The sequence below is a fragment of the Amphritea sp. genome (assembly GCF_048266285.1).
Classification (GTDB): Bacteria; Pseudomonadota; Gammaproteobacteria; order Pseudomonadales; family Balneatricaceae; genus Amphritea.
On the sequence record NZ_JBLWZV010000019.1, the window covers coordinates 51,910 to 75,488 of the forward strand.

At 44.3% G+C, this 23,579-nt stretch carries 20 protein-coding genes and 1 pseudogene; 14 read left to right on the top strand and 7 right to left on the bottom strand.

The features are described from left to right. Nucleotides 1-214: 214 nt before the first annotated feature. Entirely contained in the window at nucleotides 215-451 is a 237-nt protein-coding gene (locus ACN0T0_RS16485) for a helix-turn-helix domain-containing protein (RefSeq protein ID WP_417227845.1), read from the top strand. Nucleotides 452-569: 118 nt separating this feature from the next. Here the strand turns inward: ACN0T0_RS16485 and ACN0T0_RS16490 are convergent, their stop codons facing one another. Continuing rightward, nucleotides 570-1,526, bottom strand: a complete 957-nt coding sequence (locus ACN0T0_RS16490) for a choline ABC transporter substrate-binding protein (protein ID WP_417227824.1) — start codon at nucleotides 1,524-1,526, stop codon at nucleotides 570-572. Between the two features lie 105 nt (nucleotides 1,527-1,631). Further along, nucleotides 1,632-3,155, bottom strand: a complete 1,524-nt coding sequence (gene betC / locus ACN0T0_RS16495; protein ID WP_417227825.1) for a choline-sulfatase — start codon at nucleotides 3,153-3,155, stop codon at nucleotides 1,632-1,634. A 137-nt stretch (nucleotides 3,156-3,292) separates the two neighbouring features. On the opposite strand from betC, the gene ACN0T0_RS16500 reads away from it, so the two are divergent. Beyond that, the gene (locus tag ACN0T0_RS16500) at nucleotides 3,293-4,219 is read left to right on the top strand and encodes a choline sulfate utilization transcriptional regulator (RefSeq protein ID WP_417227826.1); all 927 of its coding nucleotides are present in this window, start codon (nucleotides 3,293-3,295) and stop codon (nucleotides 4,217-4,219) included. A 249-nt stretch (nucleotides 4,220-4,468) separates the two neighbouring features. On the opposite strand, the gene ACN0T0_RS16505 is transcribed toward ACN0T0_RS16500, so the two are convergent. Beyond that, nucleotides 4,469-5,374, bottom strand: coding sequence for a LysR family transcriptional regulator (locus ACN0T0_RS16505; RefSeq protein ID WP_417227827.1), 906 nt, complete (start codon nucleotides 5,372-5,374; stop codon nucleotides 4,469-4,471). Between the two features lie 367 nt (nucleotides 5,375-5,741). On the opposite strand from ACN0T0_RS16505, the gene ACN0T0_RS16510 reads away from it, so the two are divergent. The 6 genes and pseudogenes from ACN0T0_RS16510 to ACN0T0_RS16535 form a co-directional block, all read left to right on the top strand. After that, nucleotides 5,742-7,037 carry an aminotransferase class V-fold PLP-dependent enzyme gene (locus ACN0T0_RS16510; protein ID WP_417227828.1) on the top strand — a complete coding sequence of 432 codons (1,296 nt, stop codon included), beginning with the start codon at nucleotides 5,742-5,744 and terminating at the stop codon, nucleotides 7,035-7,037. 38 nt (nucleotides 7,038-7,075) lie between these two features. Continuing rightward, nucleotides 7,076-8,065 (top strand): TAXI family TRAP transporter solute-binding subunit, encoded by a 990-nt coding sequence (locus ACN0T0_RS16515; RefSeq protein WP_417227829.1) that lies wholly within the window; start codon nucleotides 7,076-7,078, stop codon nucleotides 8,063-8,065. 72 nt (nucleotides 8,066-8,137) lie between these two features. After that, complete coding sequence (locus ACN0T0_RS16520; RefSeq protein WP_417227830.1) at nucleotides 8,138-10,774, top strand: TRAP transporter permease; 2,637 nt, start codon at nucleotides 8,138-8,140, stop codon at nucleotides 10,772-10,774. An 80-nt stretch (nucleotides 10,775-10,854) separates the two neighbouring features. Beyond that, nucleotides 10,855-11,286 carry a universal stress protein gene (locus ACN0T0_RS16525; RefSeq protein WP_417227831.1) on the top strand — a complete coding sequence of 144 codons (432 nt, stop codon included), beginning with the start codon at nucleotides 10,855-10,857 and terminating at the stop codon, nucleotides 11,284-11,286. A gap of 130 nt (nucleotides 11,287-11,416) precedes the next feature. Next, nucleotides 11,417-11,773 (top strand): cupin domain-containing protein, encoded by a 357-nt coding sequence (locus tag ACN0T0_RS16530; RefSeq protein ID WP_417227832.1) that lies wholly within the window; start codon nucleotides 11,417-11,419, stop codon nucleotides 11,771-11,773. A gap of 76 nt (nucleotides 11,774-11,849) precedes the next feature. Continuing rightward, nucleotides 11,850-11,975: pseudogene (locus tag ACN0T0_RS16535) on the top strand (IS3 family transposase); the annotation flags it as partial. 45 nt (nucleotides 11,976-12,020) lie between these two features. Here the strand turns inward: ACN0T0_RS16535 and ACN0T0_RS16540 are convergent. Continuing rightward, on the bottom strand, nucleotides 12,021-13,508 hold the full coding sequence (locus tag ACN0T0_RS16540; RefSeq protein ID WP_417227833.1) for a PLP-dependent aminotransferase family protein: 1,488 nt from the start codon (nucleotides 13,506-13,508) through the stop codon (nucleotides 12,021-12,023). A gap of 110 nt (nucleotides 13,509-13,618) precedes the next feature. Between ACN0T0_RS16540 and ACN0T0_RS16545 the strand changes: the two genes are divergently transcribed. Then, nucleotides 13,619-14,395, top strand: a complete 777-nt coding sequence (locus ACN0T0_RS16545; RefSeq protein WP_417227834.1) for an aldolase — start codon at nucleotides 13,619-13,621, stop codon at nucleotides 14,393-14,395. A gap of 10 nt (nucleotides 14,396-14,405) precedes the next feature. Next, on the top strand, nucleotides 14,406-15,284 hold the full coding sequence (locus tag ACN0T0_RS16550) for a dihydrodipicolinate synthase family protein (RefSeq protein WP_417227835.1): 879 nt from the start codon (nucleotides 14,406-14,408) through the stop codon (nucleotides 15,282-15,284). 82 nt (nucleotides 15,285-15,366) lie between these two features. Here the strand turns inward: ACN0T0_RS16550 and ACN0T0_RS16555 are convergent, their stop codons facing one another. Beyond that, complete coding sequence (locus ACN0T0_RS16555) at nucleotides 15,367-16,389, bottom strand: permease (protein ID WP_417227836.1); 1,023 nt, start codon at nucleotides 16,387-16,389, stop codon at nucleotides 15,367-15,369. 368 nt (nucleotides 16,390-16,757) lie between these two features. Here ACN0T0_RS16555 and ACN0T0_RS16560 point away from each other — a divergent pair, with 368 nt between their 5' ends. Together ACN0T0_RS16560 and ACN0T0_RS16565 are read left to right on the top strand one after the other, a co-directional pair. Further along, nucleotides 16,758-17,165 (top strand): ArsR/SmtB family transcription factor, encoded by a 408-nt coding sequence (locus tag ACN0T0_RS16560; protein ID WP_417227837.1) that lies wholly within the window; start codon nucleotides 16,758-16,760, stop codon nucleotides 17,163-17,165. A gap of 271 nt (nucleotides 17,166-17,436) precedes the next feature. Next, a complete protein-coding gene (locus ACN0T0_RS16565) occupies nucleotides 17,437-19,185 on the top strand; it encodes a proline--tRNA ligase (RefSeq protein ID WP_417227838.1) in 1,749 nt (582 codons plus the stop codon). 454 nt (nucleotides 19,186-19,639) lie between these two features. Here the strand turns inward: ACN0T0_RS16565 and ACN0T0_RS16570 are convergent, their stop codons facing one another. Together ACN0T0_RS16570 and ACN0T0_RS16575 are read right to left on the bottom strand one after the other, a co-directional pair. Further along, nucleotides 19,640-20,383 carry an SDR family oxidoreductase gene (locus ACN0T0_RS16570; RefSeq protein ID WP_417227839.1) on the bottom strand — a complete coding sequence of 248 codons (744 nt, stop codon included), beginning with the start codon at nucleotides 20,381-20,383 and terminating at the stop codon, nucleotides 19,640-19,642. A 143-nt stretch (nucleotides 20,384-20,526) separates the two neighbouring features. Continuing rightward, the gene (locus ACN0T0_RS16575) at nucleotides 20,527-21,741 is read right to left on the bottom strand and encodes a MalY/PatB family protein (protein ID WP_417227840.1); all 1,215 of its coding nucleotides are present in this window, start codon (nucleotides 21,739-21,741) and stop codon (nucleotides 20,527-20,529) included. Between the two features lie 196 nt (nucleotides 21,742-21,937). Between ACN0T0_RS16575 and ACN0T0_RS16580 the strand changes: the two genes are divergently transcribed. Together ACN0T0_RS16580 and ACN0T0_RS16585 are read left to right on the top strand one after the other, a co-directional pair. Beyond that, nucleotides 21,938-22,615 carry a glutathione S-transferase family protein gene (locus ACN0T0_RS16580; RefSeq protein ID WP_417227841.1) on the top strand — a complete coding sequence of 226 codons (678 nt, stop codon included), beginning with the start codon at nucleotides 21,938-21,940 and terminating at the stop codon, nucleotides 22,613-22,615. A gap of 141 nt (nucleotides 22,616-22,756) precedes the next feature. Further along, nucleotides 22,757-23,155 (top strand): rhodanese-like domain-containing protein, encoded by a 399-nt coding sequence (locus ACN0T0_RS16585; protein WP_417227842.1) that lies wholly within the window; start codon nucleotides 22,757-22,759, stop codon nucleotides 23,153-23,155. Nucleotides 23,156-23,579 lie beyond the last annotated feature (424 nt).

The following is a 23,579-nucleotide window of genomic DNA, read 5'->3' on the forward strand; positions in this document are numbered from 1 at the left end:
CCGTGTTAAATAACATCATATAAATGTTAAAAAGTCGGCACAGTTCAACAACTTCGCTTTAGTGTCGCCTGCTCACAAATACCCATCTCTACCGCAAAAAAATACAGACTGTAGTGGCACAATAAACTTGGCCACCTAATTCGAGGTGATAGACTCATCTTCATGGATGGGCTTACCGGACGCTTACCCTTTTTTGAGGCGCTGATTTAAGACGCTGGCACAACAGTTCAATATCAGTTCGCAAACACTACGGCGCAAACTTAAACGCGAGGACTGTTCTTATCCACAGATTAAAAATGAGATCAGGCGGAATCTTGCCCTTGAAAAACTGCTTATCCAAAAACTGAGCATATCAGAGATCGTACACACATTAGGTTATAGTGAATCACGCTCTTGTACCCCGGCATTCAAAGTGTGGACGAGGCGAACGCCAACCAATTACCTGCTATGAAATGTGAATAGACCAACGAACTAAACACATCAGGAAATGAAAGTGCATAACGGTGTTCGGTCTAGGCATTCGGGGGCAGTCATGAACCACTGTCGACGATGCGACAGTGGCTGAACAACTATAGTCCTAAATGCTTCTGAACCGCGCTCAAACCGTTTCCGCCATCCATGGTAGTAACCCCTGTTAACCAAGCATTCAGTACGCTGGGGTTCTGCTTAATGTATTTTTGTGCGGCGTCAGTAGGCGACTGTCCATCATTCATGATGAACCCCATCATCTGATTCTCCATTGCCAGAGTAAACTTCAGATTCGTTAGCAGCTTACCTACATTACCGCATTCCTCCCGATAACCTTTACGCGTCACCGTCTGAATGGTAGCTCCGCCGAAATTGGCACCAAAATATTTATCACCACCGGTCAGATAGACTATATCAAAATTAGAATTCATCGGATGAGGCTCCCACCCTAGGAACACGATGAACTGTTGGCGCTTGATCTCACGTTTAACTTGGCTCATAACGCCCTGCTCGCCGGATTCAACCAGACGCCACTTGTGCAGACCAAAATCACCACTATCGATCATATTTTGTAATAACTGATTAGCCGGCGCACCGGCCTCAATGCCGTAAATACGTTGACGAAACTTTTCGCTAAACTTAGCTAGATCAGCAAAGTCTTTTACCCCAGCATCATATGTATAACGGGATACCGCCAGCGTAAATTTAGCACCAACCAGATTTTCACCAACAATATCTATATCACCCGGTATTGCGTACTTCTCGATAAACTTTTGTTGCGCAGGCATCCAGTTACCCAGAAACACGTCGATCTCGTTACTTTTTAGCCCCTCAAAGCCGATCGGCACCGCCAAGGTATTCACCTCAGTGCGATAACCCAACCCCTCTAACACCGTGCTAGCCAGAGCGTTTGTAGAACTAATATCAGTCCAGCCGGGGCCAGTGAATCGCACCGTTTCACATTGTGCAGGTTCTGCGGCTACGACATGGCCCGTCGACAAGCAGCTTGCAAGAACGATAGCACTAACTCGTTTGTTCACTTTGGAATATGTAAACATAGAACATTCCTTTCATTTTTATTGAGTCTCTTAAGGGCCGGCATCAATTACACCGTAGGTTTAAGCTGAACTGGCGCAAGCCTTTCCCTCTTTCGTTACACGTTGTTAATCGCTGACCTGAGGAAAACGCGCACGTTTTTCAAGATCATCTAGGTCAACGTTATTGCGCATGTACATCGTGCTGGCATCAAAAATTGGCTGATAATCCCACTTAGGCTCTTTACCCTGCTTATGGGCAGCCGCGATCAGGCGACGGCGCTTCTGGCTGATAATGACATCGCGAGTAATAGCATCAGAATCCCAACGCGCCTCGGCCTCTTCTCTGAACGCATTCAGCAACGCTACATGCGTTGAGGTGTCTGCCAGATTAACGCGTTCCTGAGGGTCTTCTTTCAGGTTAAAAAGCTGATCAGGGTCCGCCTGGCTACAAATAAACTTATAATCACCGCGCCGAATCATAAACATCGGTGCAATAACACCTTCACCCATATATTCACCTATCACCTCATCGTGACCTTCACCACCGGTAAGGTGCGGCATTAAACTACGGCCATCAATTGGCATCGCATAATCTGGAGCATTCCCCTTATTAGCAAGTTCAGCAAAGGTTGGTAGTAAATCCATAGTGGAAACAGAAGCTTCAACACGCTTAGCATCAAAGTGTTTAGGCGCACAAACCAACATAGGTACGCGAGCAGACCATTCGAAATAACTCATCTTGTACCATAGGCCTCTCTCTCCGAGCATATCCCCATGATCGCCAGAAAAAACTATGATGGTATTATCAATAAGCTTGGTATCCTCCAACGCTTTCATCAACTTACCGATCTGATCATCGACGTAGCTGATCGCCCCATAATAGGCACGACGGGCGTTACGAATTTGTTGATCACTGACATTATTACGGTCCATCTGGTAAACGTGTAATAAACGTTTAGAGTGCGGATCCTGCTCTTCTGGAAGTAGCTCAAAGGACGGTAGTTCAATCTCTTCATTCGTATAGCGATCCCAGTATTCCTGTGGAATCGCATAAGGATCATGAGGGTGTGTCATAGACACGGTAAGGCAGAAAGGACGCTTATCAGGCCCTCGGACATGATCGAACAGATAGCGTTCGGCGTGAAAAACGACTTCATCATCGAAGTCCAACTGGTTTGTGCGAAGGGTCGGCCCAGCCTGAGTGACCGATGACATATTGTGATACCAAGTTGGGCGATTTTCAAAATCGTCCCAATTTGGAAACCAACCATAGTCGGCCGGATAGATATCCGTGGTAAGACGATCTTCAAAACCGTGCAACTGATCTGGGCCACAGAAGTGCATCTTGCCGGAAAGCGCCGTGCGGTATCCAGAAGAGCGCAAATAGTGTGCGAAAGTAGGAATATCGGCAGGAAACTCCGCTGCGTTATCGTATGCACCGATCTTACTCGGTAGTTGCCCACTCATCAGGACGTAACGACTAGGTGCACACAATGGGCTGTTACAATACGCAGAATCAAACACAACCCCCTTTTCAGCTAATGTATCAAGATTAGGTGTTTTTGCCGTTTTTCCGCCATACATTGACAGAGCTGGGGCCGCCAACTGGTCCGCCATGATAAATAAAATATTTGGTTGATCCTGACTCATACCCTTTAAACCTCGTATACAGTGTGTCGATAGCTTTTTAATTTACGATCAGTTTTCATTTTGATGAGTTAGATTTTTAACAGAAAAAAAGATACTGTAAACGGGTTGAAATTTAATAATAAATATAAGTTGTACTTATGTTACTTTCAGAACGTTTACCATCAGCTCAGAGCTTACTCATCTTTGAGGCCGCCGCTCGCCACAAGAGTTTTACTGGGGCCGCACACGAGTTAAAGTCCACTCAATCAGCCGTTAGCCAACAAATAAAAGGGCTTGAGACCCGTTTAGGCCTCACACTATTTCGTCGCATCTATCGAGGTGTCGCGTTAACTGAAGAAGGAATCCAGCTATATAACGCAGTTCAGGAAGGCTTTCAGACGATAGTTACCTGTCTGGAAAAACTGCAAAAAACTCGTTTACATCAAGTAATAAATGTCGCAACTGATTTTGCTTTTGCCGCATTTTGGCTATTGCCTCGGCTGCCTCGTTTCAGGGAATTACACCCGACAATAGATGTACGAATCATTACATCTCAAGGGCAGTACGACTTTACAGGGCAGAATGTCGACGTTGCAATTGTCTTTGATGGACCTCAACCAGTACAGCCATATTCATTTAAGCTCTTCAATGAAGAAGTATTCCCCATCTGCAGCCCATCATTTCTGCAAGATAATAGCCCCGTTGCTAGTCATAAAAAGCTAGCATCCATGCCTTTACTAAAGCTGAAAAGTGATGCTGATCAGCAATGGCTTGACTGGCACAGCTATTTTCAGAAGCGGCGCAGCCAGATCGTTCCGGGGGAGCCAGTCCTGACCTTTAATAACTACACCTTACTTATACAAGCAGCCATTGCTGGCCAAGGGTTGGGGTTAGGCTGGGGCACGCTAGTCGATGATCTAATTGCAAGAAAAGTTCTGGTTGGATTGAGAGAATTTAGCCTGAGCTCTGAAAGTGGCTACTATGTCATCGAGCCTAAACCGAATGAGCAGTTGAATGCTAAACAGCACTTTCTTGATTGGTTGCTGACAGAAAAGCCTGAGAGAATAAAAAGCGAGCTAGATTAAGCGGCGCAACAAGGCAAAGTTTAATCGTCCAAAATCAAAAAACATCTAGTGAAATAGAACCGGCCCACTTTTCGTAGCCGTTAATCACTTATGGCGCATAACGAATCTAGTTACAGTGCCCACTACTCACCCCCTCTCTATCAGAGAACCGTCAAATCAAAAACGCTCCCTATTGGATAATCAAGGAGTACGCGCAGCGTTAGTTATGATAAAAATAAGGACGCCCTAATAGAAAAGAAGCATGAATAGCTAAAAACCATTTAACAGAAATCGACTAAAATCGCAGGCCTGCTTAGCGTAATCGGCTACGTCCGTGTAGAGCCGTGAGTCACGATCAGCACGATAAATTGCAGCATATCGAACCTGAGGGAGCTTAGGGTGGATGTCTAAGGTTCGAAGCTGCCCTTGCTCAATTAATGAGTTCATGGCCTTTAATGGTAAATAGGTAATACCGAAACCGGATAATGTCAGACCAAGCTGTGCAACTAGATTACTGCTAATTAATGCCTGGCTGGCTTGTACTTTATTTTGTGAAAACCACCGATCGTAGATAAGTCCTGTACCAGACCGCGCACCCTGCATAAGCACGTTAAACTGAGCAATATCTTGCAACGCTATTGGCGCCTGAATATCAGTGTAATCAGGTGTACACATCCAAGCATTTTCTACGGATCCGAGTGGTTGCACCTTAAAACGTGCATCCTCATGAATATCAGGGACAATAATAAAGTCTAGTGAATCATCGCTCATCTTATCGAACAACACAGAACTCAGTTCAACTTGCGGCTCAAGAATTAAGCGTGGATAGTTCTCTTCTATCAATTTTACCAGTTTTGGTAACCACGTTAGTGCTGTCAATTCCGTAACACCAATCCGGAAACGCTTATGCAGAACTTGCGGATTAGCCATACGCTCAAGCATTTCGTCTCGCATCTCAATTAGATCTTTTGCCATCAGCAATAGCTCACTACCTTTTTCTGTAAGCCTGGCATTGCGGCGGGAACGATCAAATACTGACATACCGAACGTCGTTTCTAACTCATTGATTCTTTTTGAAATTGCAGACTGCGTCGTATGTAGTTTTTCAGCGGCTGCTGCGAAATTACCCAACTCTGATATCCAGAAGAGCGCTTCAATTTGTTTGAATGTAATCATTATCCGATCGCCTTTTTCTCTAAAAACCCCACTGCGCAACGAGGATCAAGACACTGAATATTTTGGTATATGTCTCAATATTATGGAATCTAGCTATAAGTAGCAGTTGTTTTCCCTAAAGAGATGCTTAAGGATAAATATATATCACTTTTTTCGATGATTAGTCTAAGGCTAATTGTAAGGGTTATGGGTAAAGGTGATATTACAAAACCAATATATGAAAAAAAAGACTCAAAAAATATTCTAACTATTCGCTTTTTTTTATGCATTAGCTTTTTTAGACTGATTACCAAGGTTATACAGCATTCGGAAAATCTCAGTTGAGTACTTGCTTTATATCCACCATATCAGTCAGCAGGGTTTATCCATGAAAAACGTCCACTCGAAAACTAATGAAGAACTTTATACCTCTCCGTTAAACGCCGACCTGCTAGAGCAGGTTCGTTCCCAATTCCATTATGTTGATCATTGCCCTTATGCCGGTAAACGAGTCTATTTTGAAAGCGCGGGCGGCTCCTTAACCTTGAAGTCTGTCATTAAACGTACGGCTGAGATAGGAGCAGTACCGGATAATGAGCACCGGAACAATGCAGCCTCAAAAGCGATGAGTACTACGGTTGAGGAGGGGCTAGATAACCTTAGAATGCTTTTTGGTGCAAAAAGCGGCGTCGTCTTTGGTGGGGAAACGGGTACAGAGTGTCTATTCCGGTTGGTACGAAGTGCAGCAATTGCCGCTGCCGCTGGAGGTTCCATTCTATCCAGTCCGGTCGAGCACCCTTCAACTTATAGTGCGACACAGCTCTGGGCCGAGAATACTTCACGAGAATGGATTGAGGTCCCGTTTGATACACAAACCGGTGTTGTCAGTGCCCAAGACTACGCCTCTTGTGTAAGACCCGATACTCGTGTTGCCACAGTTATCCACACTAACCCGGTAACAGGAGTGGTAATGGATGTTAAGTCTATCATTGAGGCGATTCGAGCCACGGCCCCTGAGTGTTTTGTGATCGTTGATGGTATACAGCATGCTCCCCATGGCTATCTAGATGTGGAAGATTACAACGCTGATGCTTACGTCATATCGCTATACAAAGTGTACTCCAAATTTAATAACGGATATGCGTGGCTCTCCGATCGAATGAGCCACATTCCTCATGATCGGCTGATAGGCAAACCAGATAATGTCTGGGAGCTTGGTAGTCGTGACCCGTCTGCTTTAGCGGCTATTACAGAGGTCGTTAAATATCTATCTTGGTTAGGCAAACAGTTTACCCAATCAACAAATACAAGAGATCAACTTCGTGCTGCGGGTAAAGCAATGCTCCAGCATGAGCATGTACTTATTTCGACGCTTCTGCACGGCAATAAAAAGCACAAAGGTCTTTTAAATATAGAAGGCGTGACGGTCGTTGGCACCACCGATATTAATCAACGTGAAGGGGTTGTTTCATTTGGTGTCGAGGGCTGGGACGCTGTCAATCTTGTCTCCGCACTGGATAAGTATGGGATACGTATCCACGCACGATCAAATGATCTCTACTCCGGAAATATTCTGCGGCCCCTAGGCCTAGAATCTGTAGCTCGATTTTCCATGGCTCACTATAACACCGAAGAGGAGGTAGAGTTTTTTCTAGCACAGCTTCTAGAAATTATAAAAAAATAAAAACACATCTTTTTTTGTTAATAATAAGGATAAATTTCATGACTACAATAAATAAACTTTCAAAACTAATCATCTCAACCGCTATTAGTTTAACCGCCGCTCTCAGCACTACGACAGCCAACGCTGAGCAGAACTACATGACTATTGGTACGGGTGGTCAGACAGGCGTCTACTATGTTGTTGGTCAATCAATGTGTCGCTTGGTTAACCGAGGCACTGAAGATCATGGAATCAAATGCACAGCTCCATCAACTGGAGGGTCGGTTGCAAATATAAATGCTATCCGTCAAGGCCAACTAGATATGGGGGTAGCCCAATCAGATTGGCAGTTTTATGCCCTTAACGGCACTAAGCATGACTCTTTCATTGAACAAGGAAAGTTCGAAGATCTACGCGCCTTATTCTCTATTCATAGCGAACCATTCACCGTAGTTGCTCGTGCAGACTCCGGTGTTGAAACGTTTGATGATCTGGTAGGCAAGCGAGTTAATCTGAATAACCCAGGATCGGGCACTCGCGGTACGATGGAAGTGATCATGGCGAAAAAAGGCTGGACCCGCGATTCTTTCAAGTTGGCGGCTGAGCTGAAATCATCTGAGCAGTCACAGGCGCTGTGTGATAACAAACTCGACGTCATATTATCAAATGTAGGTCACCCATCCGGTATCATCAAAGAAGCAACAACGTCTTGTGATACAAAACTGATTCCAGTGACGGGGCCGATCATCGATAAACTAATCGCTGAAAATGACTTCTACGCTCCAGCCATAATTAAGGGCGGTCTTTACAGAGGAAATGATGACGATATACAGACCTTTGGCAACGCTGCAACAATGGTTTCTTCAGCAAAGGTTGATCCCGATACTGTTTACCAGATAGTTAAAGCGGTCTTCGATAATTTTGATAAGTTCAAACGCCTTCACCCTGCGTTTGCCAACTTAGATCAGAAGCAAATGATAACAAACGGTTTGTCTGCACCTTTACATGAAGGCGCAATTCGTTACTACAAAGAACAAGGCTGGATGTAATTTATAACTAGCCAAAGAAGGGGTTCCGCACCCCTTTTTTCTTGTTCCTGATTCCAACGCTGGGAGATGAATATGACGAATTTGAACAAGCAAAACAGTAATATGCAAACAGCCATTGATGAAACAGAACTGCAAGAAATGGTGGCAGCTAATGATACCGGCGCACGTGTTCCGCACGGCTGGCAGGGTAAAATTCTGTTAGGAACCGCGCTGGCGTGGTCTCTTTTCCAGTTATGGATAGCATCACCACTTTCCTTTTATGATTGGCCATTGATTGGTAGTTTTGGTATTTTCAACGACACAGAAGTCCGTGCCATTCACTTAGGCTTTGCAATATTTTTAGCCTTTACAGCCTACCCGGCCTTCACCCGCTCGCCACATCACCGCGTACCACTCAACGATATGATACTCAGCCTTGTGGCTGCTTTTTGTGCTTCCTATATCTTTCTGTTTTATGACCAGCTCGTTAGCCGCCCAGGCCTTCCGAATACACAAGATTTAGTAATCTCTGTCGCTGGACTTATCTTATTACTCGAAGCTGCACGCAGAACGCTGGGACCACCATTAATGATGGTGGCTGTTGTGTTCTTAACCTATTCGCTAGCCGGCCCTTATATGCCGGATATCATTGCTCACAAAGGCGTAACGCTTAAAGAACTTATCAACCACCAATGGCTAACCACTGAAGGCGTTTTTGGTATTGCACTCGGTGTGTCTTCTGGTTTTGTATTTCTGTTTGTTTTGTTTGGCGCACTGTTGGATAAGGCGGGTGCCGGTAACTATTTTATACAGGTAGCATTTTCCTTATTAGGACACATGCGTGGTGGCCCAGCCAAAGCGGCGGTCGTTGCTTCAGGTCTTACTGGTCTTATATCAGGTTCATCCATTGCCAATGTGGTAACCACCGGCACGTTCACCGTTCCGATGATGAAACGTGTTGGATTTTCTGCTGAAAAAGCCGGCGCAGTAGAGGTTGCTTCATCTGTTAACGGACAGATTATGCCTCCGGTCATGGGTGCCGCTGCATTTTTGATGGTTGAGTATGTAGGTATCTCTTATGTAGAGGTTATTACACATGCATTTTTACCAGCACTCATTTCATATATCGCGCTGGTCTATATTGTGCATTTAGAAGCGTTAAAATTAGATATGCAGGGTCTACCTCGTCGCGGCGCGATCAAACCTTGGCACCTTCGCGTTATCGGCTTATTAACAGGCTTCATGGTAACGGCCGCCCTCGCCGCTGTTGTATATTATGGCATTGGCTGGATCAAACCAGTCTTTGGTGAAAATGCGGGATGGATAATCGCTGCATTATTAGCGATGACGTACCTTTACTTGATACGCTATGCCGCAAAAGTGCCCAGCCTAAAATTAGATAGCCCTGATTCGCCTATGATTGAGCTCCCAGAAGTGGGGCCGACGGTTAAGTCCGGTCTACATTTTCTACTCCCCGTGGTTGTGCTGGTATGGTGTTTGATGATTGAACGCTTGTCTCCAGGGCTATCCGCTTTCTGGGCAACGGTATTAATGATCCTTATACTCGTGACTCAACGACCTCTCATAGCTTACTTTCGTCAAGAAGGAGCGTTACTTGATCAACTAAGGAAAGGCGGTAACGAACTTGTTGATGGGCTGATCGTAGGGGCTCGCAACATGATTGGTATTGGTATCGCGACAGCAACGGCCGGTATCATTGTGGGAGCCGTATCACAAACCGGCGTTGGTTCTGTGTTGGCCGACTTGGTTGAGATTCTTTCGATGGGTAACTTGTTACTCATGTTGATACTGACCGCAATATTAAGCCTGATTCTCGGGATGGGATTACCCACTACCGCTAACTACATTGTGGTTTCAGCATTATTAGCACCCGTTGTTGTTACCCTAGGTCAAGAGTCTGGTTTAATCGTTCCGTTAATTGCGGTCCATTTGTTTGTGTTTTACTTCGGTATTATGGCGGATGTTACACCGCCAGTCGGCTTGGCCTCATTTGCTGCAGCAGCTGTTTCCGGTGGTGACCCGATTCGTACAGGCTTTGTTGCCTTTAACTACAGTATGCGCACCGCAGTTCTACCTTTCTTATTCATTTTCAACACCGATCTTTTGCTGATCAATGTGACATGGTCTCAAGGAATAATGATCTTTATTGTTGCCACAGCCGCCATGCTGATATTTACCGCAGCCACTCAAGGGTTCTTTCTTGTTCGCAGCCGTTGGTATGAGTCGATGGCGCTAATGTTAGTCGCATTTTCTCTTTTCCGCCCCGGCTTTTGGATGGACCAGATAATACCGCCTCATAAACAAATAGCGCCAACAGAACTTATTCAAGCGGCTAACTCGATGGTAGCAGGCACTGAATTACGGTTATGGGTTCAGGGTGAAGATGACGTGGGGGACAACCGTTTATTTATGGCTAGCATGGCATTAAGTAATGGAACAGATGGCGCAGCACGGATAGAGTCATCCGGATTAGCCTTGCTCACCAATAATGGCAAAACGGTAGTTGATTACGTCGGTTTTGATAGTCCTGCAGAAAAAGCTGGGCTGGTCTTTGACCAAGTCATTACTTCAGTGGATATACCCCAAGTACAGCCTGCTAAAGAGTGGATCTACATACCTGCATTAGCTTTATTTGCATTGATTTTTTTGCTTCAACGTCGCCGTAAAACAGCTAGAGTAGTGTTCTCCAATACAGTGAATGCTAACTAACGTTTAACCAACCTGACAGATAAGAAATCTGATAACCAGCTATCCACGCTAGGTTGTCAGGTTTGCAGGAGATATGAACGATGTTTAAAAAAGTACTCGTTCCCATTGATTTAAATGAACCCGAATTTGCAGAACATGCATTGAAGCTAGCACTACGTGAAGTAACAGAAAACGGAGCTGAGCTACACATGCTCACCGTTGTGCCCGGCTTTACTAACTCATTTATCGCAGCCTATTTTAGTGAAAAAAATCACATCACCGCAGTTAAAGATATCGCCCGTAAATTACAGGATTATTCGCATAGAGTGATACCAGAAAGTGTCCATCCCGTCCTCCGTGTATACGAGGGCTCTACACCAGACACTATTATCAATTACATCACAGCTAAAGAGATTAATCTGGCGATTATGGCGGCTCATCATCGCCCAAAAATCGATGATTTTTTCTTGGGCTCGGTATCTGCCAGAGTGACAGAGCGGGCTAAGTGTTCGATCATATTACTTCGAGATTAAAGACAATCAAATGGACTATACAAGGTCTATCAACGTCGCATATACCCTTACTATTGTGCTTGAAATCTAGAGCGTATCAATGATGTGAGAAAGATAATCACCTTTAAGTTACTGCTATCCAGGATAAATAATGAAGATCATAAATACTGAAAATGCGGAGCGCTATAAATGGGGAATTAACTCCGTTGGCTGGCACTTGCTTAAATCTGATAGTTTAAGTGTAATCGAAGAGGAGGTGCCTCCAAATGAAAAAGAAGAGCGACATTATCATAACGAATCCCAACAGTTCTTCTATGTGCTTTCGGGCGTAGCCCATATAGAAATATCAGGCAATATTGTCGAGATCAATTCTGGTAGTGGTATTCACGTTCCAGCTCAAGAACCTCATCAATTAATGAATAATGGCACTGAGAGCTTACGTTTCTTGGTGATATCACAACCCAAAAGCCATGGAGATAGAATCAATGCAGAACCTGAATCTACCTAGATCCTTTCATCGAAGTCGACTCAATTTTTTCTGCAGCCTGATGTAGTCACAACAGACCACTTCTAACTGACCAATCCTGAGTAAACATCTCTTCGAAACACCGGATGAAGTACAAGACTATGCAACAAGTTGGTTATGGTTTTACCATCATAAACGACCCCATGAAGCCAACGGTGGTAAACCACCGCTGATGGTCACTTAACTTCTACTTTTAGCAGGTGTTAAAAAAGGGAGAATTACCGTTGCTTCATGGTTTAGTGGCAAAAGCAGGTATATTGATTAGTAGCGCTTGTGATAACTGTTCTATTGATAGTGTAATTTCCGCTTTATTTAGAGCACCGAAGCCAAATCGCAAATGTGAAGGGTCAATTTGCGTATCGGTATAAAAACTGCTTAGTGTTGAGTCTTTGCCTGGCAGGTCGGCAAGTGTTCGACCTTTAGTTAGCTTCGAAATATCGACCCATATAGCCATGCCCCCAGTGGGTAATTTAAAAGAGATATTGTCTCCAAACAGTCGTATAAACTCCGCCGCTGCAAAATTCCGCCTCATCTCATATTCCTTCCGTGTTTTTCGAATATGTCGTCGGACTTCACCGGATTCCATTAGGTCTGCAAGCACCAGCTCAGATACTGCATTACCTTGCCGGTCGATCAGTATGATCTCTTGGGCAGCTCGTTCAATAAACTGGGTGTCGGCAGCGATATAACCCACTCTTAAACCAGGAGCTAAAACTTTTGACATCGACCCAATATGTACAACATTTTCAGAGTTTGGAAGGCTTGCAAGCGGTGGAATAGGGTTCTTTTCATAGTGAAATTCATGGTCATAGTCATCTTCTAGAATCGCGAACTTATACGTTTTGGATAGTTCCAGTAGCGTGAGCCGCCTGTCCATGGATAAACAGGCCGTTGTTGGATACTGATGGTGGGGGGTGACATAAATGGCGGTGACCGAATGTTCTGCTAGAATTTCTCTCAAGTGCTGAATATCAAGCCCTTTATCATCAAGCCTGCATTTCAAAACATTAAAACCATTGGATTCGAAGGCTGCTTTCGCAGGTAGATAGCAAAGCTCTTCCATGACGATAGAACCTTTCTTCGAATCCAGAATGCGAGAGGCGAGATAAATCCCCATTTGACTACCTCTGACAATACAAATTTGTTCTACAGAACAATTCATGAAACGGTCACCGGATAGCATTTTGGCGATGGATTTACGTAATTCAAAGCATCCTTTTGGATCGCTATAGCCAAGCTTTGAGTGGCGGCTTAGGTCTATACAAATCCGTCGATAGGTTCGAGCAAGCAGCTCGTAAGGAATCAGCCGAGAGTCTGGTGTGCCATCGTTTGTTAACGCAACATTGTGATGGAGGTTGACGGCATCTTGGTAGAGAACCTCAACTAATTTAGACGCTGATTTTGTGCTGTCAGTCATGTTAACTAGGTGCTTGTCTGACTGAGAAAGCCCCAGCTCGGGTAGTACCTCAGAAACAAATGTCCCTGATCTTGGGCGCGTAATGAGCCACCCCTGCGCTTCAAGCTCTTCATAAACCTGTTGCACTGTTTTGCGATTGACACTGAGTTGCTCGGCTAAAGACCGAGATCCAGGCAACATACTGCCCGGTGTTAGCCGCCCCTCTTTGATATCTGCCGTTAGCGTATTGAGTAGTTTTAAATGCAGCGTTTTGCCAGGGCTGTTTTCCAGCCACAACTGAGTTTTCCACGGTCTTAACATAGCATCCCATCCGCCTGGGCCATAATAGTTACAAAAACTGGACCTTATTGGTGGTCCAGTCTAGCGATAGTATGCAGCTACTGTCAAAGCATCGTTTTAGGATAAAAAGTATGAAAACCGCAACCAAAACTAAACAAGAGTTAATAGATATCGCGGAAACGGATATGCAAAAGTATTTTCAAGACGTAGAACTTTCCGCTCGTCAAAAATTGGCGCTTACATGTCGAATACTGTTCGATAAAGGGCATGACTCGGGTTTAGCTGGACAGATTACCTGCCGTAGCAATCAGCCCAATACTTTTTTAACTCAACGGTTGGGGTTGGGCTTTGATGAGATATCAGCCGACAACCTGATAGAGGTCAATCATGATCTTGAGCGCTTGGCGGGCGAAGGCATGCCGAATCCCGCTAATCGCTTTCATACGTGGATTTACAAAGAGCATCCTGAGGTGAATTGCATTATTCATACGCATCCGACCTATGTGGCCGCATTGTCTATGCTGGAAGTGCCACTCATGATTTCTCAAATGGATACATCTGCTTTATACAACGATTGCTCGTTTGTGGCTAATTGGCCGGGTGTGCCTGTGGGTAATGAGGAGGGCATTCTTATTTCGCAGGCTTTGGGTAACAACCGCGCGGTACTGCTGGCTCATCATGGTCAGCTAGTTACCGGCAAGACAATTGAAGAGGCGTGTAACTTAGCCATCTTAATTGAGCGAGCAGCAAAGCTGCAATTGCTCGCAATGGCCGCAGGTCAAATTAAGCCTCTGCCGCATGATTTGGCTCAAGAAGCCCATGATTGGGTATCAACGGAAAAACGTAACAATGTCAATTTCGCTTACTACGCAAGGCAAGCATTGAAAAACCACCCAAACTGCATTTGAGGAGTTAATTATGAATCTATCAGGTATTATTGGCTATCCAGTTACGCCCTTCAGCGAGAATAATAAGCAAGTTAATCTCGCTCAGCTCGGCGATGTAATAGATACTTTACTGGAGGCTAAAGTGGATGCAATTGCGGCATTAGGCAGTGCCGGAGAGGCCGCTTATTTGAATGATGATGAGTGGCAACAGGTTGCTGACTATACAGTCAAGCACGTTGCGGGAAAGGTGCCGGTAATCATTGGCATCGCAGAGCTTACCACAGATCAAGCTGTTAAATACGCGCAATACGCCCATCATATCGGGGCTGACATGATTATGCTGTCACCTTTTTCTTATTATAAGTTGAGTGAGGCGGAAATTTTCCAACACTATGAAGCAGTCTCAAGTGCGAGCCCTTTGCCCATTATGGTATATAACAATCCAGCGACCTGCGGAGTGGATATGTCGCCCGAATTTATGCTGAACATGGTCAATAACATCCTGAATGCAAGCATGATCAAGGAAAGTACTGGGGATATAGAGCGCATGCATAAACTCTATTCGCTATCAGAGGGCAATGTGCCGTTTTTTAATGGTTGTAATCACATGGCGTTGGAGGCTCTCAATGCTGGAGCTAGTGGTTGGTGCACGGCGGCGCCCTGTTTAATTGGCGATAAGCCGAAGCAGCTGTTTGAGGCTGTCAGAAATGGCGAGAGTGATAAGGCTCAAAAGCTATTTTATCAGCAATATGAATTTCTAGAGTTTATTGTGTCATCAGGTTTAGCTGCGGCAGTAAAGTCAGGACTTTCATTGCAAGGAAAAGCTGTCGGTAATCCGAGAAAGCCGCTTCTGCCTTTAGGTAAACTAGCGCAGCAACAACTTCAAGGTATGTTGAGCAACCTTACTTAAAGTTATATTCGTTCACTTAGACTGGATGCTTTTCAATAATGTGCAATAAAAACCTACGAGAGTTCTCGTAGGTTTTAAGTTGTTAAATCACTTTAAATAACATGCCACCTAAAATTGCAGTAAGTACAATAATAGACACAAATGCGATAACGGCTTTGGGTTTTAAGACAGCTGAAACTAGTGCTATTTCAGGCAGGCTAGCTCCGGTGCCTCCAATGATCAAAGCCATAGCAGGCCCAAGCCCCATGCCTTTCAAGATCAATACTTGTAGCAATGGGATCGCCAATTCAATCCGCAGATAAAGAGGTACACCAATAACAGCGGCAATAACAATAGAGGAAAAATTATCTCCACCCATGTATTTCTCAATAAAGTCAGAAGGTATATACGCTGCAGAAATTCCGCTGATTAATGCCCCTAATAAGACGTATGGGATGATTTTTTTAAACAGTGCCAGAGCAAAACGAAGCGCATTATTGGCCTTGGATGATTCAATGCTATTTAGCTCTACGGCTGCGCTAGAATCGCACCCTATATTAATAGTTCCACAGGCATCTATATTATCAACTGTACTTTCATATTGACTCATTGCTGAAGCCGAAGAACTACATGCCGAAACAGACGTAGTGCTGCAGCTAGACTGACTTTTGCTAACATCTAACTCGTCTCCACGCTTAATTTCATTTCGCCAAGGTGTTTTAGTAATAAGCCACCCACCAATCACCGCGGCGAAAAAAGTTATAGCAAGGTATATAGAGGTTATTTTTAAACCAAATACTGCATACACCATTGCTAATACAATGAAATTACATAAAGGGGCAGAAATTAAGAAACTCAATACTGTTCCAAGAGAAACTCCCATCGTTGCCATTCCCATGGTGACAGGCACCACAGAAGCACTGCAGAACGGGGTTAACATCCCAAAGCTAGCACCAAGTAAGGGGCCCCACTTTTCGTGCTTAGTAAGTTTTTTATGTAACTTCTCCTGTGGAATGTATTCACGCATAAAACCAGTCAAAATTGATACCAAAGCTATAACTATAACTAGTGCGCCACCGACATGAACAAACTCATTCAGAGCGATTGTAAGTTGATCCGTATCCAAAACATCACCTATTGTTTATATAAATTAAAAGAGATGCGGATTATATGCATACATGCACAATCGTGCAAGTATGCTTGCAAATAAATAATGAAAATGGCATAGTTAATTTGGCTACTTGTATGAAGGTGATGGCATCATCTTCATACGTATACAGATCAACCAAATGACTAGAAAATTACGGGCTAACTTCAGTTCAGTGTATCGTCTCGATTCATCTCAACTTGTTGTTACTAAGGTTGTATATGTCTAAAAGCTTGCTAGGAGATAAGACATCTTTGATGTCTCACTGGACCGGTTCAGGTGTCATCTTTTAGCTGGTATACCTATACAGATTGTTGGTTTAAACAAAACTTACAGATAAATTAAAAATGGATGATAGATATATTGATGCTTTAAAAGCGCTTTCAGATCCCAATAGATTGCGCTTATTTTGGCTTTTAGTTCATGTAGATCAACGTGTTACTGTTGCTGAGGCTATGGACGTTACTCAAGATACACAGTACAACGTTTCAAGAAACTTAAAAATGCTATTCAAAGCGGGTTTGCTTACGCAAGAAAAACAGGGGAAATGGGTACTTTACACTTTAGCTGGGCAAGAGCTTGCTCATTGTAAACTACTTGTTGACTCAGTTCGGGCGCTTCCTAAGGAATGGTTTGTGGACGAATTACAGCGTTGCCTTATACGTCTATCTATGCGTGTAAATGGTGAGTGTGTAATTGGGGCAAATAGTGAAGCTTGGAACGTCGCTCTACAAAGAATACATCACTCCCTTTAATTGATGAAACGAACACTAGGGGTATATCTGTTTCATTGGAACTTGTGTTCGATTCGTCTACTTACATGCAGTGTAGGCTCGAGTGATCCTGCGATGTGACTGAGTGGGCAGGCCAAGGTCTTATCATAGGCCCCCACTAGCTATAACCATGGGATATGTCGTAATAGGCGATCATTCCATACAGCTCTAATGGTGGATCCAATCATCATTATAGCTGGTGGATGGGCATCACATCTTTACGATTTTTTATTAGCAATGACGGATACTATAAATGCGTACCAGTAAATATCTTCTTTCTACCCTAAAGGAGGCACCAAACGACGCTGAAATAATCAGTCACCAGTTGATGCTACGTGCAGGGATGATCCGTAAGTTAGCTTCAGGCCTATACACTTGGCTACCTACCGGTCTGCGAGTGTTGCGAAAAGTTGAGAATATTATTCGTGAAGAAATGACTGATGCCGGTTCAGTAGAAACATTGATGCCCGTAGTGCAGCCCTCGGGTTTATGGGAGGAGACTGGGCGTTGGTGTCAGTTTGGTCCCGAGCTTCTACGTATTACTGACCGTCACGACCGACTGTTTGTGTTGGGGCCGACTCACGAAGAAGTAATCACAGATATAGTTCGCAACGAAGTGAAATCCTACAAACAGCTTCCGTTGAACTTATTCCAAATCCAAACCAAATTCCGCGATGAGGTTCGTCCTCGCTTCGGTGTTATGCGTTCTCGCGAGTTCATCATGAAAGATGCATACTCTTTCCATCTAGACAAAGAAAGCCTCGAGGAGACTTATGCGGATATGCATCAAGCATACTGTAACGTTTTCAACCGAATGGGATTGAATTTTCGCCCTGTATTAGCTGATACGGGTTCTATCGGTGGTTCAACATCTCACGAATTCCACGTATTAGCAGAAAACGGGGAAGACTTGATCGCATTTTCTACTGAATCTGATTACGCGGCTAACATTGAAAGAGCTGAAGCTCTAGCTCCAACAATCAAGCGCGCAATTGCAAATCAAGAAATGGAATTAGTTGATACGCCAAAAGCTAAGACTATTGAAGAGCTAGTAGAGCAATATGACTTTCCTATTGAGAAAACGATAAAAACGCTATTAGTTAAAGGTTCTGATGAAGTAGATTCAGACATTATTGCGCTTATCGTCCGTGGGGATCACGAACTAAACGAAATCAAAGCTGAAAAAATTGCTGAGGTTGCTTCACCACTTGAAATGATAGAAGTAGCTGATATTCGTGCACTAACCGGTGCGGATCCTGGCTCTCTTGGGCCTGTAGGTCTTGGCCTACCATTCATCGTAGACCGCACTGTTGCTGTAATGAGCGATTTTTGTTCTGGAGCTAACATAAACGGCAAACACTACTTCGGTATCAACTGGGATCGTGATGTTGCACTAGGTCAAGTTGCTGACCTACGTAATGTTGTTGAAGGTGACCCAAGTCCATGTGGTCAAGGTACTCTACTTCTTAAACGAGGCATTGAAGTTGGCCACATTTTCCAATTAGGTAATAAATACTCAGAAGCTATGAAAGCAATAGTTCTTGATGCAAACGGTAATAACCAAGTAATGGAAATGGGTAGTTATGGTATCGGTTGTACACGTATTATTGCAGCAGCTATTGAGCAAAATCACGATAAATTCGGTATTATCTGGCCAGAACCTATCGCTCCGTTTCAAGTGGCTATCGTACCAATAAACATGCACAAATCTGAGCGAATTAAAAAAGCTGCTGAGGCGTTATACGGTGAACTAACGGCTATGGGTATTGAAGTTCTATTTGATGACCGTCAAGAGCGCCCAGGAGTAATGTTAAAAGATGTTGAGCTGGTAGGCATTCCTCACATTTTCATCATTGGGGATCGTAGTATGGATGAAGGCAACTTCGAATATAAAAATCGTCGTACTGGCGTCAAAGAAGCAATTGTTATGGATGCCGCCCTTGAACACATCAAGGCACAACTAACGAGAAAGTTCGATCAGAGTGTAATTCATACGTATTGACTGTTTTGCTCTGGGTTAATGCCAATCAGTTTACGAATAACTGATTGGTTGACAGCCTCCAGAGGGTTGTCAAAAACCGGTATTAACAAGGATACCGGTTTTATTTATGCTGCTCTCATGTCTACTAGAAACCATTAGCGTTCATACGCCAAGTAATTTTTAAGGTCTCAAAAAGAGATATCTCCCGCACGCACCACCCGCACGTGATGTTGACTAACCTGATCATGCTAATGCTCATAAAGACCTTGTTTGTTATTGATTTCTTCTTGTAGGGGCCTCAAGTTACTTTAAAATTTTTAAGAATTTAGCAGTATATTCGGTCACGCAATACTCAGGAATTAGAAAGACGAAGTAAAATATAAAAATAGGTCGCTGAGTGTGGGTTTCCCCTCCTACTGCTTGAGGGTGAGCCACCCTGCGATGACTCGTTGCGCTGAAATAATGGGTAAGGGGTTTAAAGGTCCGCACGCCCTCCGTCGACAACAATTTCAGCGCCGAGCATGTAACTAGACGCATCACTGGCCAGGAATAGTACCGCTGAAGCGATATCTTCAGGCTGCCCCATCCGTCCAGCTGGTACTTGCTTGCCGACTCGGTCGACATAAGCTAGAAAATGCTCGTCGGTTTCGTTGGGGGCGCGATGAAGCGGCGTCACGATGGAGCCGGGGCTGACGCAATTGACGCGAATTTTGCGCTCTACAAGCTCGGCTGAAATGACACGGGCGAAGGATCTTACCGCTGCTTTGGATGCCGATAATAGAGCTTTCCCAGGCGTTCCTACCTGATTTAGCCACGATGTATTCAGTATGATTGATGCTCCTTCTGGCATCAGAGGAAGAACCACTTGTACGGAGAAAAAGACGCCTTTGACATTCACATCCATTAACCGGTGGTACATATCCTCATTGGTTTTACCAAGGGGTGTTCCGAAGGCCACACCGGCATTGGCGAATAGAATATCTAGTTCGTCGAATTCACTCTCAAGCTCAGAGCGCATTCTTTCAAGATCTTCGGCTTTAGTTACATCAGCCTGAATGGCCAGAACACCTGCTCCTAACGTGGCGCATGCGGCTTCAAGTTTGTTTATATTCGTACCGGTGATGGCGACCCGCGCACCGTTCTCTACCATCGCTTTTGCACTGGCCAAGCCGATTCCGCTTGAACCGCCGATAATTAGTGCTTTTTTTCCTGTAAGCATACTAATGCTCCTGTTTGTACTCAGATTAAATTATTGATCACTGGTTAAAAACGAAGCAGTCTGAACAGAATGACTATGAATAGCTTGGCTTTCGCCTTCAGACTGATCCACATCAGATGACATTTGGGCTTTATAGTGTTTGTTTAGCAGCAACATTTAGCGTTGGCTTTGGTATCCCTTTCTTGGAGGGAGTTGGGCTGTATTAACACTGTTTGTAAGCGTTTGAACGCTGCTTTTATATCTGCTCTGGGGACAGCAAAGTTCACGCGGGCAAACAGATTCGCGTCTTGGTCAAACCAAGTGCCGGGAGAGGCACCGAATCCGGATTTGCCAAATATCGTGGTGAGATCGTCTCCGGATAGGCCTGTTGCCGAGAAGTCCAGCCAGCCTTGATAGGTTCCTTCTATAGGGAACATCGAGACCCCTGGGAGCTCGTTTGCTACAAAATCACTAATCCAGTCACGATTGCTTTGCAGATAAACCAGCAACTCATCCACCCATTCCTCACCTTTTTCATAAGCGGCTATGGTGGAAAATGTTGTGAAGGCGTTACCATGATCAAGATACATCGACTCCGCAGCAGCGCGCATAGACTCCAGAATGCTCTGGTTTGCTGTGTAGATGTAACCATTGGATATACTCTGCATACCAAAGGTCTTTGACGGGGAACCGATCAAGGCGACATGATTTTTGGAATCCAGTTTCATAAGGCTGGTGAAGCGATGCCCCGAGTAAATGATATCTGCATGGATCTCGTCGCTTATGATCGTCACGTTATGGCGTGCAGCAATTTGTAAGACGGTTTCCAGCTCCTCTTTGCTCCAAACACGGCCTACTGGGTTATGCGGATTGCACAGAATCATGACTTTAACGTCGACTGCCCGCAGCTTCGTGTCCAAATCATCGAAGTCTATCTCATACTTGCCGCCAACTATCTTTAGGGGACTTTTTACGACGTTGCGGCCAGCCGAACTAATTACTTTGGAAAATTGGTGATAAGCCGGTGTTTGAATCAAAACGCTGTCATCCTGATTCGTCAATTCGCGAATGAGCAAGGCTATCCCTGTCAACACCCCAGTGACTTGCACAAAATTGCTGGTATTAAGATCCAGGCCATGTCGGCGCTGATACCAGTTACTGATTGCGTTAAATACGCCTTTTGAATTGAACTCATAGGCAAATTGGCCGCGATCGACCAGCCGTTGAAGCTCAGCTTTGATGGGGTTGGCAACGGTAAAGTCCATGTCAGCTACCCACAAAGGGGTTACCTCTGTAGTACCAAAAATACTGGTGAGCATCTCAGGACTTTTACGGATGAAGTTGTTTTCGGTACCGGTGTTATTTTGGTCAAAGTTCATATAGCTCTCCTTTCGTTTCCAGAGTAAGACGAGAGAAGATTCCAAAAGACGAATGAACTGTGTAAAAAGTGAGTATTCCCATGTCCTCGATACTCCCATAGAGCAGAGGCTTTATTCATCCTTGGAAACTTTTCGTCTTTTTATTTGTGCCTCGTCTTATTAGGAAAAAAGTATCTAACAATGAGGAATTCGAAAGATGATCAAGCTCGTAAGCTTTGAGATTTGTCCTTTTGTACAGCGTGTGACCGGCATGCTCGCGGCAAAAAATGTTGGCTATGACATTGAATATATTCAACTGAACGCCAAGTCAAAGTGGTTCTTGGATATTTCACCAATAGGCCAGGTTCCCGTTCTGATTACAGAGGAAGGTGAAGCACTTCATGAATCCGACGCCATTGTCGAATATATCGAGGAAATAACGGAGCCATTGATTGCAGGTTTAAATCCGATTCAACGGGCAAAAGACCGAGCCTGGAGCTATCAAGCCAGCAAGCATTACCTTGCACAATGCAGTGCCATGCAAAGTGAAGATAAAGAAACCTTGATTAAAAAAATGGTGAACCTGAGTAAAGCGTTCGGAAAGGCTGAAAAACAGTTCGGGGAGGGGCCGTTCTTTAATGGTCAGGTAATGGGCAATGTGGATATCGCTTGGTTGCCATTGCTCCATCGCGCTCTGCTTGTCAAAGATCATTCAGGTTATGACATGTTGGAACTGTTCCCTAAGATTAGTGCTTGGCAGAAGAGCATGATGAAAACAGGTTTACCTGACAAAACCGTATCAGAAGATTTCTTAGAAAAGTTTCACCGTTTCTACCTGACTAAAGAAACCTTCTTAGGTCGTGGGGCTGATTTTAACGAAAACTACGTTCCATGACTGAGTCTAAGAATATTTCTAGCCTCTGCTAACTATTAGCTCCTTGCTATTTAGGGGGCGGCTATACGCGCTGTAATCAATTCCCGTTACCGGCCAAGAAGGCTCTGTTGCATAAGGCCGTGCTATAAAAAGGAAAAACCAATGTCTCAAAAGATTATTAAGGGTATTCAGCTTTTGGCAGAAGAAGCCCGTCAGGTTGTTGAAGATGTTTCTGTGGAGGAGGCAAAAAAACTTTACCAAAACGATGCGTATGTTTTTGTCGATGTACGCGAAGCCGAGGAACGCAAAAAACATGGAGTTATACCCCGTACTTTCACCTGTCCACGAGGGATGTTGGAATTTTTAATTGATCCCAAGTGTCCTGTCCATAATGAGGTTTTTAACCAAAACAAAACTTATGTCTTCTACTGTGCACACGGCTTGCGTTCTTTGTATGCTGCAAAACAGGCTTTTGAGATGGGCCTATCGCAGGTTAAGAATTTGTCGGGTGGTTTTGCGAATTGGGAGGAGCTGGGTGGTGAAGTAGAGCCAGGTCGTTGACACGGTTCCTACCCAACAATCGAAAGAAAAAAGTGCCAGTTGCCGCTTTTTGATACTTCGTAATTAAGAAGAGCTGTTTTAAGTCTGTGCCAAGGGTGCTTGCGAGCAAGTTTTTTGTGCCTCTGACTTTTAGGCAGATTAGAGATCAAGGCAACGATTTCTGGATATATAAATAAGCCTTTGAATATTGAGGATAACTAATGGAATCGCAATGGGACAGTATGCGTAAAGAGGCCGAAAGCGAAGTGCAAAAAGAGCCCGTACTCGCAAGCCGATGGTATCTGGGGTGCAAATTAGTTTAACTTAATGGCCTGCAAGCCCTAATTTCTGCATATACAGACTTGGGGCTTAATGAGATGGTTCCCCTCGCTTTTAACCAGCTATGCTGGAAAGGTGACGAAACCAACAAGGAGAACCATCTCAT